Below are 14,566 nucleotides of genomic sequence, written 5' to 3' on the forward strand. Positions count from 1 at the left end.
ATTAAAATGATCCTGAAAATATCTTATTTTAAGTTATTTGTCATCCTCGTTTTTAGCACGTTACCCTTTACCAAAAAATACGCGAAAACCTTCCATGAAAATGGAAACCTTGCATCACAGGGCTGGAAAGTGGATGAATCCAAAGAAGGTTTTTGGAAATTCTATTACCAAAATGGGAAATTATCAGAACAGGGGCATTACAAAAACAATCGAAAAACCGGGTATTGGTATATCTATAACGCACAGGGGAAATTGCAAAGTGAAGGTCATTTTAAAAACGGAAAAAAAGCAAAATGGTGGTTGTTTTATGACCAAGAGGAGAAAATAAACCACAAATGCCAACTACAGGATAATGTAAAAAACGGCTATTGCCTTAAGTATAAAAATGAAAAATTAACCTCTGCCGAAAAATATAAAAATGGAAAAAAAGTAAAAGAATGGTTTAGTTTTGGCAGCTTTAAAAAAGAAAACAACCTCTCTGACCTCAAGTAATGACTGATATTAAAGTTATTATTCCTGCTTTTAACGAAGCTAATTCCATTGGCCACGTCATAAGGGACATCCCAAAAAGTGTGTCCGAAATTATTGTGGTCAACAATAATTCTTCCGATGATACGGTAAAAAATGCCACAGAGGCCGGGGCCACCGTTTTAACTGAACATCAAAAGGGTTATGGCCACGCCTGCCTTAAGGGTCTAGCTTATATTGAAGCACAATCCAAAAAGCCGGATATTATCGTATTTATTGATGGCGACTATTCTGATTATCCGGAAGAATTGGACAAGGTAGTAGCCCCCATTTTAGAGGAGAATATGGATTTGGTCATAGGAGCGAGAACAAAGGAACTTAGGGAATCTGGATCCATGACCGCTCCACAAATTTTTGGCAACTTGCTGGCTACCACGCTCATGAAATGGTTTTTTGGGGCAAAATTTACGGATTTAGGACCTTTTAGGGCAATGAAGTACGAAAAACTCAAAGAATTAAGAATGCAGGACAAAACTTATGGGTGGACGGTAGAGATGCAGCTCAAAGTATTAAGGAAAAAAATGGCATATACCGAAGTACCAGTACGTTACAAAAAAAGAATTGGCGTTTCTAAGGTATCCGGTACTGTAAAAGGTGCTATATTTGCGGGCATCAAAATCCTTGGATGGATATTTAAATACAGCATTAAATAATTATGGCTCTTACTATCGCTTACATTATCATCGCTATTTACAGCCTGGCGCTTATTTTAATATTCTTCTATAGTTTGGCCCAACTTAACTTACTGGTCAACTACCTTACCAACAAAAAGCAAAATGAAGAGGCACCAAAATTCAACTTATTGGACCCCAAGGAGATTCCACATGTTACCATACAGCTTCCTATTTACAATGAAAAATATGTAATGGAGCGCCTGCTGGAAAACATCGCTAAGATAGAGTATCCCAAAAGCAAATTGGAGATTCAGGTCTTGGATGATTCTACGGATGATACGGTGATAGAAACCAAACAACGTATTGAGGAATTACAGAAAACGGGATTGGACATTCATCATATCACCAGGACCAATAGGCAAGGTTTTAAAGCTGGAGCCTTAAAAGAAGGCCTTGAGATTGCCAAAGGCGAATTTGTGGCCATTTTTGATGCCGACTTTTTACCGGAAAGCGATTGGCTTAAAAAAACAGTGCCCTATTTCAAGGATGATGAAATTGGCGTGGTACAGACCAGATGGGGACATATCAATAGGGATTTTAATTCGTTGACACGCATACAAGCCTTTGCCCTTGATGCACACTTTACCCTAGAGCAGGTTGGCCGAAACTCAAAAGGACATTTCATCAACTTTAACGGTACCGCCGGTATTTGGAGAAAGGCATGTATCCTAGATGCCGGTAACTGGGAGGGCGACACCCTCACGGAAGATTTAGATCTAAGTTACCGTGCACAGTTAAAAAACTGGAAATTTAAGTATCTGGAAGATGTGGAAACTCCTGCGGAATTGCCCGTAGTCATGAGTGCCGCCCGTTCCCAACAATTCCGTTGGAACAAAGGGGGTGCAGAAAACTTTAGAAAATCCGTGGCCAGCGTAATTAACGCCAAGAACATAGATTTTAAGACCAAATTCCACGGGGTCATGCACTTATTGAACAGTTCCATGTTCTTATGTGTCTTTATCGTGGCCTTGTTGAGCATCCCCATGTTGTACATTAAGAACACCTATGGCCATTTAGGCTGGGTCTTTGAGATCACGAGTTTCTTTATCGTAAGCACCATAATTTTATTTTTCTGCTATTGGTACACCTACAAGAGCATTCAGGGAAGTGGGTTTGAAAAATTTATTGATTACATCAAGCTGTTTTTTACCTTTTTCTCCGTGGCATTAGGACTTTCTTTGCACAACTCCATAGCCGTGATGGAAGGGCATTTGGGCAAACGCAGCGAGTTTGTGCGTACCCCAAAGTTTAACATCAACAACATTACGGATAGTTGGAAAGGCAATAAATACCTGGCCACCAAACTCTCGCCCAACATGGTAATAGAGTTTGCATTGATGCTGTATTTTCTTTTTGGCATGTACAGCGCCATTCCACTTAACGACTACGGGTTGTTTCCCTTTCACCTCATGTTGTTCCTAGGTTTCGGTTTCGTGTTCTTTAAATCATTGACCGCAAAAGCCTAATATGCTTTCTTATTGGAAATTGCATAAACTTCCTATACTTCTAGTATTGGGAAACATACTGCTTTATGCGGTTTTTAGCTTTGGTCTGCAACGTGAGGATTTTCTAAATCTACTTTTACTCTTCTCCCTGCTTTTCCTAAGCTATGCCAAAACCATGGCTTTGGGACAACAGAATTTCAATTTTTTACTTGGGGCAGGAATTTTGTGCAGATTGGTTTTCCTATGTGCCACACCCAACCTCTCCCAAGATTTTTACCGGTTTATTTGGGATGGCCAACTCATTAACCAAGGCATTAATCCGTATCTATACACCCCAAATGAAATTATGGGCAATGCCTTATTTCATAGTTCCAACTCGGCAGTTTTACATGAGGGCATGGGTAGTTTAAGTGCCAAACACTACAGTAATTACCCGCCTTTGAACCAAATTATCTTTGCCATCTCCACTTTTCTAGGGGGCGGCAGTGTTTTTGGTTCTATCGTTGTTATGCGCTTGTTTATTCTGGGTGCAGATATTGGCACCCTTTATTTTGGGGGAAAACTCTTGGGACACCTAGGCCGTTCACCAAAAGAAATATTTTGGTATTTTTTAAATCCGCTTGTGATCATTGAACTCACGGGCAACCTTCATTTTGAGGGGGTGATGTTGTTTTTCTTTGTGTGGGCCATGTATCTGGTATCACTTGGGAAATGGAAATGGGCAGCGCCGGTGTATGCACTGTCCATACTTCTAAAATTGGTGCCTATATTGTTTCTTCCATTATTTCTAAGGCATTTTGGTATAAAACGGAGTGTCTTTTTCTATTTGGGCATTGGCCTAACAGCTTTGGTTTTTTTACTTCCCTTCTACTCTGCCGAATTTTTTGACAACTATGGAAAATCCATCGGGCTTTGGTTTTCCAATTTTGAGTTCAATGCATCTCTGTACAATCTGATAAAAATCATTGGTATAGACTTTTTTGATGCCAAACCTTGGTTATTGGTTAAATCCTATGGTAAGATTGTGCCTATGGCCACGATTGCGATAGCACTTGGATTGACCTTTTTTAGAAAAAACCAAAACCTTCCCATTTTGCTTGGCTCCATGCTCGCCCTCCTAAGCAGTTACTATATCTTTTCCAGCACGGTACACCCTTGGTATATTATCTTCCTTATCGTTTTGGGTGTTTTTACAACATATAGGTTTGCGATGGTGTGGTCTGCCATGGCCGTCTTAAGCTACTTTGCCTATTCCCATCCAGATTTTCGGGAAAACCTATGGTTACTTGCTTTAGAATATTTGGTTGTTTTTGGGTATTTGCTTTACGAACTATTAAAAAATCATAACACATTACAGCACTTTCGTAAAAAATTTAACTTAGACTAGGCGAAAACAATATAAAGTGTACATTTACTGCGTAATGAAGGAACAACCATTCCATACTAGTATGTTGGGCACCCTAGCTCCCTCGCTTCCGTTGGCGCCCCGTCGCCGTCGCCCGTAAGGGTGCACTTCCATTTTGGGATTAGGTGAGTCCAGTCCCCCATCTACCATTGATCAACCTTTATTTTTTATCCAACAAACATAGTTTGCAATGCAGTTACTTGTTGCCAACGAGTCACATTTTAAATACGCACAGATCATTAGCGATACCATCACCGAGTCCGCCAAGGTGCGAGGTACCGGTATTGCTAGGAGGACTCCGGAGTACATCATAAAACGTTTAGCCAACGGCAATGCGGTCATTGCCCTGGATGGCGATAAATTTGCCGGCTTTTGCTATATAGAGGTCTGGGGCAACAAAGGCTTTGTGGCCAATTCTGGTCTTATTGTACATCCAGATTATAGAGGACAAGGTCTGGCGAAAAAAATTAAAAAACGGATTTTTGAACTTTCCCAGCAAAAATTTCCCGATGCCAAAATCTTTGGCATCACCACCGGACTGCCCGTCATGAAAATGAACTATGAGCTTGGCTACAAACCGGTGACCTTTTCTGAGCTCACGGACGACCCTGATTTTTGGAAAGGTTGCCAAACCTGTAAAAATTTTGATATCCTAACACGTACCGAAAGAAAGATGTGCCTGTGTACTGGAATGTTATATGACCCAAAAGAGAAAAACAAACACCCTGATGCAGGCAAAATAAGCAAGAAAACTTTTCAAAGGTTGACCAATATCAAACAAAGTCTATTTTATAAAAAAAGGAAGAAAACAGAGTAATAATTTTACTAGTTATCCATCAACTGGCAATAAAATAAATACGGTTTGCACCCCTGCGCAAACCACAAACAATAACATATGAAAAAATTAGTATTGGCCTATAGCGGCGGATTGGACACCAGTTACTGTGCCAAGTACCTCTCTAAAGAACAAGGCTTTGAGGTACATGCGGTAAGCGTGAATACGGGTGGGTTTTCATCTAAAGAAATAGAGGAGATAAAGGAAAAGGCGTTGGCCTTGGGCGCCACGAGCTACACTAGCGTGGATGCTATTCAGACCTTTTACGATACCGTGGTAAAATACCTCATTTTTGGCAACGTACTCAGGAACAATACCTATCCGCTTTCGGTTAGTGCAGAACGCATCGTCCAGGCCGTTGAAATTGCGAAGCATGCCAAAAAGCTTGATGCCGATTATATTGCCCATGGCAGTACTGGTGCTGGCAATGACCAAGTGAGATTTGACATGGTTTTTCAGACCTTGGCACCAAATATTAAAATTATCACCCCAATCCGGGACAACACCCTTTCTAGGGAAGCTGAGATTGCTTATCTAAAGGAAAACGGGGTGGATTATTCTTGGGAAAAGGCAAAATATTCCATCAATAAAGGGCTGTGGGGCACTTCTGTGGGCGGTGCAGAAACCCTTACCTCCAACCTGCCCTTACCAGATACCGCCTACCCAAGCCAATTGCAGGAAAAAGAACCGCAACAAATTACGTTGACCTTTGAAAAAGGGGAGTTTGTGGCCCTAAACGGAAAAAAAGATACGCCCGTGGCCAATATTGAAAAACTGGAGGCTATAGCCTCCAAATACGCTATTGGCCGTGACATTCACGTTGGGGATACCATTATTGGCATCAAAGGCCGTGTGGGTTTTGAGGCGGCATCCGCTTTGATCACCATAAAGGCGCATCACTTATTGGAGAAGCATACGCTGAGCAAGTGGCAACAGTACCAAAAAGAACAGTTGGGAAATTTTTATGGGATGCTCTTGCACGAGGGCAATTATTTAGACGAGGTGATGCGAAATATTGAAGCCTTTTTGTCGGATACCCAAAAACATGTAAGCGGCGACGTACATGTTAGCCTTTACCCATTTCAGTTCCGGTTGGATGGGATAGACTCACCCCATGATTTGATGAACGCCTCTTTTGGAAGCTACGGCGAAATCAATAAAGGGTGGACCGCAGATGATGCCAAAGGATTCATCAAAATAGTATCAAACCCTGGGAAGATTGCCAATTTTGTGAACGATGCCAATGCACCAACCCATTAAAAACCCAATAACCAAAAGCGCTAAACTGTTTGTTGAACGTGAAACTTGAACTTTAAAGATGATAAAAGCAGGAATTATAGGAAGCTCAGGCTATACAGGTGGTGAATTAATCCGCTTGTTATTAAACCATGCCCACGTAGACATTGATTTTGTGTATAGTACCACAAGGGGCGGACAAAAACTGACCAAAGTACATCAAGACCTTTTGGGACAGACCCAAATGGAATTTTCAAATACGGTCCATCAACAAATCGATATTGTTTTTCTATGTCTTGGCCATGGGAATTCCACCCAATTTTTAAAGGACCATCCGTTTTCCGAGAACACCCTTATCATTGATTTGAGCAACGATTTTAGGTTGCAAAGCGACGCCAAGTTCCACAACGAACAATTTGTGTACGGCCTGCCAGAGCTAAACAGAAAAAAAATACAAAGTTCCCGTTTGGTAGCAAATCCTGGGTGTTTTGCAACGGCGATACAATTGGCGTTATTGCCCTTAGCGGCCTCAGGGCTATTGCAGGATCAGGTGCACATCAATGCGGTGACAGGCAGCACGGGGGCAGGCATAAAACCGTCTGCCACCACCCATTTTAGCTGGCGAAACAACAATGCCAGTTGGTACAAACCCTTTACCCACCAACATCTTGGGGAGATTGGTGAAAGTTTGGACTCTTTTGGCCATGACACCGGTAAATTATACTTTTTGCCCAACCGGGGAAACTTTGCCCGTGGCATATTGGCAACGGCCTACACCCGCTACCAAGGCAGTTTGGAAGACGCCAGCAAACTGTATACGGATTTTTTTGGCAATGCCCTCTTCACCCATGTAACGGAAGAACCTATCCACTTAAAACAAGTGGTGAACACGAACAACTGCCATATCCATTTACACCAATATGATGATGTGTTATTGGTAACATCGGCCATAGATAATTTATTAAAAGGTGCCTCAGGGCAAGCCGTCCAAAACATGAACCTGATGTTTGGTTTTGACGAGGACGAGGGGTTGAGGCTTAAGGCAACAGCATTTTAATAGGTAAAAAACAACTGGGAAATAGGAAATTCCTTCTGGAATAGCCAAAGAGGCACAATAAAAAATATACTCTTGATTCCAACCCAAGGGTAGGAACAATTCGGCCAAAGGGAGCCGGGTGCAAATCTTAAATATTGAGTAAAAAAGGGAATGGCCATTAGCGCACTACCTAAAGCAAAAATCGGAATTATGAAAATAGCAATCATCGGAGCAGGGAATTTGGGACTATCCATCGCCAAGGGAATTCTGCACAGTAATGGGGCAACCACCATGTACCTCACCAAAAGAAACACGGCCGACATCAAGGATTTTGAAAAATATGGAATTGTAACGGTTACCTCGGACAATGCCGAAGCCGTTAAACAATCGGATGTTCTCATTTTTGCCGTGCAGCCAGGACACTTTGATGGGATTTTACATGACATTAAGGAGTTATTGACAGAAAAGCACGTCATTATCAGCACCATTACAGGTTTTAGTATTGCGCGTATGGAAAGTATAGTGGGGAATGACAAATTCATTATCCGTAGCATGCCAAATACGGCAATTTCAGTGGGTAAGAGCATGACCTGTTTGTGTTCCAACGAACTTGGTAAAAAACGCATCGACCTGGCCAAAGCTATTTTCAACAGAATGGGACATTCCTTGGAAATCCCGGAAAACCAAATGCAAGCGGCCACGGTCATTTGCGCTAGTGGAATCGCTTTTTGGATGCGCCTTATCAGGGCAACTACCCAAGGCGCCATTCAATTGGGCTTTGATGCCAAAGAGGCCCAAGAACTGGCGATGCACACCTGTAATGGCGCCGCTGGTTTATTGATTGAATCTGGCAGCCATCCCGAGGCGGAAATAGATAGGGTTACCACCCCAAAAGGGTGCACTATTTCCGGTCTAAACGAGATGGAGCACCAAGGGCTAAGCTCCTCATTAATCAGGGGAATTGTCACGTCATTCGATAAAATAAATGAGATAAAACAATCGTAGCCATGGCACAACACCATTCGCTAAAAGCTTGGCATAGGGCCAACAGCGATAAGCTTAAAGTCATAGAATTATGAAACTATTTGATGTATATCCACTTTACAAAGTGACCCCCGTTGCTGCCAAAGGCATTGAGGTCACGGACGAGCAAGGTGAAACCTATCTGGACTTTTACGGTGGCCACGCCGTAATTTCCATTGGGCACTCCCATCCACATTATGTGAACCGTATGACAGAACAATTACAGAAAATGGCATTCTACAGCAACTCCATACAGAACCCGCTACAGGTGGAACTGGGCCACAGATTGGGTACTGCCGCTACCTGTGAGGACTACCAATTGTTTATGTGCAGTTCTGGAGCAGAGGCCAATGAAAATGCCCTAAAAATGGCCTCTTTCCATACGGGAAACACTAAGGTGATTGCTTTTAACAACAGTTTTCATGGTAGGACTTCGGCCGCAGTGGCCACTACAGACAACCCTAAAATTGTGGCTCCCTTAAACGCCCAGCAAGCCGTGGATTTTGTGCCACTCAATGATTTTGGGGCTTTTGAAAGCACCATCTCCCAAGGCGGGCATTGCGCCGTTATTTTAGAAGCCATTCAAGGGGTTGGCGGCTTGGACCAACCCACAACGGAGTTTTATCAATTTGTGGCGCAAAAGTGCCAGGAATACAAGGTGGTTTTAATTGCGGACGAAGTGCAATCCGGTTTTGGCAGAAGTGGGAAATTCTTTGCGTACCAACATCACGGGATTGAACCGGACATTATTTCCATTGCCAAAGGGATGGGGAACGGTTTTCCCGTGGGGGGCGTACTGATCCACAACAAATTTGAACCCTGGTACGGACAATTGGGCACCACCTTTGGGGGCAATCATTTGGCGTGTGTCGCTACCTTGGCTGTACTGGAAGTCATAGAGAAGGAAAACCTTATTGATAATGCCAACGAGCTGGGCTGCTATTTTTACGGGAGGGCCAATGAAATTAAAGCCATCAAAAAAGTTAAAGGAAAAGGTCTTATGTTAGGCCTGGAATTTGACTTTCCGGTGGCCGAGCTTCGCCAACGATTAATTTATAACCAACGAATCTTCACCGGAGGTTCGGCCAACAAAAACCTGCTTCGTTTTTTGCCAGCTTTGAACATCACCACAACACATATTGATGTGTTTTTTGAACGGTTACAACTAGAATTAGAAACCAACACCAAAGAGTAATAGGGATAAGGAACGGAGTAAGACCACATAACCCATGTATCACAAAAAATTAGCATCGCTTCCCTCTTGTTCCTTAGTTACCGTCTTTAATCCCCGGTCTAAAAAAATCCAATGAAACACTTTTTGAGCATCACCGATATTCCCGACCTCCACCAAACGGTGCAGGAAGCCATCGCCCTAAAAAATAATCCTTATGCTTTTGAACATTTAGGGAACCAAAAAACCATTTGCCTTCTTTTTTTTAATAATAGTCTTAGAACACGTTTGAGCACAAAAAAAGCGGCCATCCATTTAGGACTGCATGTTATGGTGATGAACTTTGGAAGTGAAGGTTGGCAGTTAGAATTTGCGGATGGCACTACTATGAACCACGGTTGCTCAGAACACATCAAAGAAGCGGCCCGGGTGGTCTCACAATTTGCGGACATAGTTGCCATACGGGCTTTTGCAGGTCTGGTTGACAAAAAAACGGATGAGGCCGAAATGGTACTCAGCGGGTTCCTAAAATATGCCTCTATTCCCGTTGTTAATATGGAAAGCTCCGTTGGCCATCCCTTACAAGCTTTGGCAGATGCCATCACCTTAGCGGAGCATAGTACCGGTACCCAGCCCAAAGTAGTCCTGTCCTGGGCGCCACATCCTAAAGCGTTGCCCCATGCGGTCGCAAATTCCTTTATCCAAATGATGCAGCGCCAAGATGCGGAATTTGTGATCACCCATCCAAAAGGGTACGAGCTGGATCCAAAAATCACAAAAGACATCACCATTGTGCATGAACAAGAAACAGCCTTGGAAAACGCGAACTTTGTGTATGTAAAAAACTGGAGCTCATACCAAAGGTATGGCAAGGTACTCACCCAAGACCCCGAATGGATGATGACCAAACAAAAACTGGGCAAGGCCAAGTTTATGCATTGTTTGCCAGTACGCAGAAATGTTGTGGTTGAGGATGCGGTGTTGGATAGCGAGCAAAGCCTATGTATAGACCAGGCCAATAACCGAACCTATGCGGCACAGATTATCCTAAAAAAAATATTGGTCCCCTAGCCCCCCAAAGGTGGAATACTAACTATACGAGTTGAATCAATTTAAAAACACATAACAATACCGCAGAAGTATTTAGAAGTATGAGCTTAAAAGAACAAGATAAAAACAGTAAGCATCTGTCCTTACAAGAGGACGAGAGGTGCTTATCTATAGTAAAAATAGGCGGACACATCATAGAAGATGAACATCAACTCGCCCAATTCTTAAAAGCTTTTTCGGGTATTGAAGGTCCTAAAATTTTGGTGCACGGTGGTGGTAAAAAAGCCAATCAGGTTTTGGAACAATTAGGAATATCGCCCAAAATGGTCAGCGGCCGTCGCATTACTGATGCCGATACCCTGGATGTTGCCATTATGGTCTACGGTGGGCTCACCAATAAAAAAATAGTAGCCCAGCTACAAACCATGGGCTGTAATGCACTTGGTATGAGCGGGGCCGATGCCAACACCATTCAAGCCGTAAAACGCCCAGTTGAGGATATTGACTTTGGTTTCGTCGGAGATGTCTCCGGAGTTTCTAGCAGCAGCATCACCCACCTTTTAAACATTGGCTTAACACCTGTTTTTTGTGCCTTGACCCACGATGAGCACGGACAATTGTTAAACACCAATGCAGACACCATTGCAGCAGAATTGGCGATAGGTATGAGTAAACATTTTGACACAACACTCTATTATTGTTTTGAACTAAATGGCGTGCTGCGTGACGTAACGGATACAAATTCGGTCATTAAAAAAATCAACGCCCAATCGTACAAGACGCTTGTGCACCAAGGAATCATCGTAGCGGGGATGCTCCCCAAAATACATAACTGTTTTCATGCCCTAAAAAATGGGGTTAAAGAAGTTAGAATCGGTAATTTAGCCCTGTTCGATGATGCAAACACAAATTATACAACATTGATTTTATGACGCTGGATAAAGACCTATTGGCAAAAGAGGCCATTGCCCTTTTAAAACAACTCATAGCTATCCCCTCACTCTCAGAGGAGGAAGACAAAACCGGCGATGCCATTGCCGCTTTTTTGACCAAATTTGGAGTGGCCACCAAGCGCCAACACAACAATATTTACGCCTTTAACAAGTATTATGATGAGCGTAAGCCCAACCTACTGTTAAACTCGCACCACGATACGGTAAAACCAAATTCTGCCTACACCAAAGACCCGTTCCACCCACATATTGAAGATGGAAAATTGTACGGGCTGGGCAGCAACGATGCTGGCGGGGCACTTTGTTCCCTATTGGCCACTTTTGTTTATTTCTATGAGCAAACTGACCTAAACCACAATATTATCATGGCGGCAACGGCAGAAGAGGAAGACGCAGGAGCAAAGAGCCTATCCGCACTATTGCCCATACTTCCAGAAATAGATGTGGCCATTGTTGGCGAACCCACCCAAATGCAGTTGGCCATTGCGGAAAAGGGACTCATTGTTTATGATGGTAAAATCTTGGGGACCCCTTCCCATGCCGCACATCCTAACGATGACAGCGCCATTTACAAAACGGCAGATGTACTAAAATGGTTCCAAGAGTATACCTTTGATAAGGTATCCGAAGTTCTAGGACCCGTAAAGATTACCGTAACACAGATAAGCGCAGGCAGCCAACACAATGTGGTACCTGCCCATGTAGACTTGGTCATTGATACCAGGGTCAACGATCGGTATACCAACCGGGAAATCAATGATATCCTTCAAAAAGAAGCTCCTTGCCAACTTACCCCAAGGTCGTTGGACAAAGACAGTTCCTCCATTGCAATAGATCATCCTTTGGTGCAATCTGGCATAGCCCTAGGTCGGGAAACCTATGGATCCCCTACTTTGTCCGACCAGGCAAAGTTGAGTTGCCAATCTTTAAAACTGGGGCCCGGCTATAGTCCGCGTTCGCACTCTGCCAATGAATTTATCTACGTAAATGAGGTGGAAGAAGGAGTGGGATTGTATATTGATATTATAGAAGGATTTATAAAAAAGCAATAAGATGTAAGATAGGAGGCTACAACAAACAAAACCTTACTTATCCTACTTCTAAAATCTAATATCCAATAAAAATGAAACTCTGGGACAAAGGCTTTAGTACCGATAAAAAAATAGACCACTTTACCGTAGGAAACGACCGTGAACTGGACCTTTTACTGGCTAAGTATGATGTAATGGCATCCATTGCCCATGCAAAGATGCTGGGCAAGGTGGGCTTGGTGGAAAAGAAGGAGGCCAAGGCATTGACCACCGCACTGAAAACCATTGCCAAGAGCATTGAAAAAGGGGAATTTACCATTGAGGATGATTTTGAAGACATGCATTCCAAAATTGAATTCCTCCTTATTGAGCAACTAGGGGATACTGGTAAAAAAATACATTCGGCTCGATCACGAAACGATCAGGTTTTGGTGGCCATGCATCTTTATCTCAAAACAGAACTGGCAGAGATGACCGCCATGGTAACAACCCTGTTTGATGTGCTGATACAGCTTGCGGAAAAGCACAAGGGTGTTTTGCTCCCAGGGTACACCCACCTCCAAATTGCGATGCCTTCCTCTTTTGGGCTCTGGTTTTCTGCCTACGCGGAAAGTTTGATTGACGACCTGTATTTTGTAAAGGCGGCCCAAAAGGTAGTGGATCAAAATCCATTGGGCAGTGCTGCAGGTTATGGGAGTTCTTTCCCTATTGATAGAACATTTACCACTAAAGAATTAGGTTTTGAGACCATGAAATTCAATGTAGTTGCAGCGCAAATGAGCCGTGGCAAAGCGGAAAAAGCAACAGCATTTGGAATGGCAACCATTGCAGCGACCTTATCTAAATTGGCGATGGATATCTGTCTATACATGAGTCAGAATTTTAACTTTATTTCCTTCCCTAATGAACTTACCACAGGTAGCAGTATTATGCCGCATAAAAAGAACCCTGATGTGTTTGAACTGGTACGTGGCAAATGCAATAAAATTCAGGCCATACCCAACCAGCTCTCCCTGCTCATCAATAATTTGCCCAGCGGATATCATCGGGATTTTCAATTGGCCAAAGAAACCATTGTACCAGCCATACAAGATATGAAGGCCTGTTTAGAAATTCTGACCTTTAGCCTAAAGGAAATAAAAGTAAACGACCATATTTTAGAAGACCCCAAATACGACTATCTTTTTAGCGTGGACACCTTAAACGAAATGGTGAAAAATGGGATGCCTTTTAGGGATGCCTATAAAAAAATGGGGATGGCCATTGAGTCCGGAGATTTTAAACCCAAAAGGGATATTCACCATACGCATGAAGGTAGTTTGGGGAATTTGTGTTTGCAGGAAATTCAGAAAAAGATGGAACGAGTTGTATCCACCACTAAATTGACCAAATGAAAGTAATAAAAAACCAGCTGCCAAAATTATCTGAAATCATAAGCACAATGGGAAATATGATTAAGGCGGACCTTCCCCAATCCTTGACCCCAGAATCGGTTTTTGAATTTGCCTCAGAAGCCTGGAACATGGCCAACTTCCCGACAGAGTCACTCACCGGCCTCCATAAACACCCTTTTAAAGAACAGCTACTGTCCCTTATCGAATATAAAAAGAAGTGGTATCAAAACGATACCCGAATGATAGTGGAGGTTTACCTAAGCAAGGAGGATGGACTTATAGTGGAAAACATGGACTACAACGACTATATTTCCACTACTTATGCCCAAATAACGGAATCATTTCCTGATTATACACAGCCTTACCAATTGGTCAATAGAAACGCTGTATTGGTAATTCCCAAAAAACCATTTTACCATTGGCTTAATGCTCTCTATCCTGATGACCCGATAAAAGAACACCATATCCGAGAACATAACATTTATTTGATTCATGAAGTTGGTGATGAAAGCGAATTTGAATCTTGGTTGGAAGAGAACTATGTGGAGATTTTTGAACATGAGCTTTTTATGTGGCATACAGACAGCGAAGATTGGCCAGACTGTACCTTGCCGCTATTCAAAAAATGGTTTAGGGTACAAATGCATAGTATGGTTATTGACTTTGAGAACGACCATCTGACCAAGGATTAGGCAACCCCTGACTCAGGACAACTTGCCCAAGGTATACCAAACCAAGTCTTCACGGTTTACAGGGATGCATTCACCACAACATTCCCCTAGTTT

The 14,566-nt window shown here is 42.8% G+C and carries 14 protein-coding genes; all 14 read left to right on the top strand.

The features are described 5' to 3' along the window. Positions 1-6 precede the first annotated feature (6 nt). The 14 genes from I595_RS05180 to I595_RS05245 all read left to right on the top strand — a co-directional run bounded on the left by I595_RS05180 (position 7) and on the right by I595_RS05245 (position 14,473). Positions 7-492, top strand: a complete 486-nt coding sequence (locus tag I595_RS05180) for a toxin-antitoxin system YwqK family antitoxin (protein WP_245628229.1) — start codon at positions 7-9, stop codon at positions 490-492. Further along, the gene (locus I595_RS05185; protein ID WP_054558328.1) at positions 492-1,181 is read left to right on the top strand and encodes a glycosyltransferase family 2 protein; all 690 of its coding nucleotides are present in this window, start codon (positions 492-494) and stop codon (positions 1,179-1,181) included. The genes I595_RS05180 and I595_RS05185 overlap by 1 nt, the downstream gene beginning before the upstream one ends. A gap of 2 nt (positions 1,182-1,183) precedes the next feature. Continuing rightward, positions 1,184-2,668, top strand: a complete 1,485-nt coding sequence (locus tag I595_RS05190) for a cellulose synthase family protein (RefSeq protein ID WP_054558329.1) — start codon at positions 1,184-1,186, stop codon at positions 2,666-2,668. 46 nt (positions 2,669-2,714) lie between these two features. Next, positions 2,715-4,034 (top strand): MptA/MptB family glycosyltransferase, encoded by a 1,320-nt coding sequence (locus I595_RS05195; protein WP_245628230.1) that lies wholly within the window; start codon positions 2,715-2,717, stop codon positions 4,032-4,034. A 208-nt stretch (positions 4,035-4,242) separates the two neighbouring features. Next, a complete protein-coding gene (locus I595_RS05200; protein ID WP_054558331.1) occupies positions 4,243-4,869 on the top strand; it encodes a GNAT family N-acetyltransferase in 627 nt (208 codons plus the stop codon). A gap of 78 nt (positions 4,870-4,947) precedes the next feature. Next, positions 4,948-6,147: an argininosuccinate synthase gene (gene argG / locus I595_RS05205; RefSeq protein ID WP_054558332.1), complete on the top strand. Its 1,200-nt coding sequence runs from the start codon at positions 4,948-4,950 to the stop codon at positions 6,145-6,147. A gap of 58 nt (positions 6,148-6,205) precedes the next feature. Then, entirely contained in the window at positions 6,206-7,180 is a 975-nt protein-coding gene (gene argC, locus I595_RS05210) for an N-acetyl-gamma-glutamyl-phosphate reductase (RefSeq protein WP_054558333.1), read from the top strand. A gap of 189 nt (positions 7,181-7,369) precedes the next feature. Beyond that, positions 7,370-8,164: a pyrroline-5-carboxylate reductase gene (gene proC / locus I595_RS05215; protein WP_054558680.1), complete on the top strand. Its 795-nt coding sequence runs from the start codon at positions 7,370-7,372 to the stop codon at positions 8,162-8,164. Positions 8,165-8,234: 70 nt separating this feature from the next. After that, the gene (locus tag I595_RS05220; RefSeq protein WP_054558334.1) at positions 8,235-9,377 is read left to right on the top strand and encodes an aspartate aminotransferase family protein; all 1,143 of its coding nucleotides are present in this window, start codon (positions 8,235-8,237) and stop codon (positions 9,375-9,377) included. Positions 9,378-9,488: 111 nt separating this feature from the next. After that, positions 9,489-10,424, top strand: coding sequence for a Rossmann-fold NAD(P)-binding domain-containing protein (locus tag I595_RS05225; protein WP_054558335.1), 936 nt, complete (start codon positions 9,489-9,491; stop codon positions 10,422-10,424). Between the two features lie 80 nt (positions 10,425-10,504). Further along, positions 10,505-11,335 carry an acetylglutamate kinase gene (gene argB, locus I595_RS05230; protein WP_083467499.1) on the top strand — a complete coding sequence of 277 codons (831 nt, stop codon included), beginning with the start codon at positions 10,505-10,507 and terminating at the stop codon, positions 11,333-11,335. Beyond that, complete coding sequence (locus I595_RS05235; protein WP_054558336.1) at positions 11,332-12,408, top strand: M20 family metallo-hydrolase; 1,077 nt, start codon at positions 11,332-11,334, stop codon at positions 12,406-12,408. Before argB ends, I595_RS05235 begins: the two co-directional genes overlap by 4 nt. Positions 12,409-12,479: 71 nt before the next feature. Beyond that, entirely contained in the window at positions 12,480-13,781 is a 1,302-nt protein-coding gene (gene argH, locus I595_RS05240) for an argininosuccinate lyase (protein WP_054558337.1), read from the top strand. Continuing rightward, on the top strand, positions 13,778-14,473 hold the full coding sequence (locus I595_RS05245; RefSeq protein WP_054558338.1) for a hypothetical protein: 696 nt from the start codon (positions 13,778-13,780) through the stop codon (positions 14,471-14,473). Before argH ends, I595_RS05245 begins: the two co-directional genes overlap by 4 nt. Positions 14,474-14,566 lie beyond the last annotated feature (93 nt).

The sequence above is a fragment of the Croceitalea dokdonensis DOKDO 023 genome (genome assembly GCF_001306415.1).
GTDB lineage: Bacteria > Bacteroidota > Bacteroidia > Flavobacteriales > Flavobacteriaceae > Croceitalea > Croceitalea dokdonensis.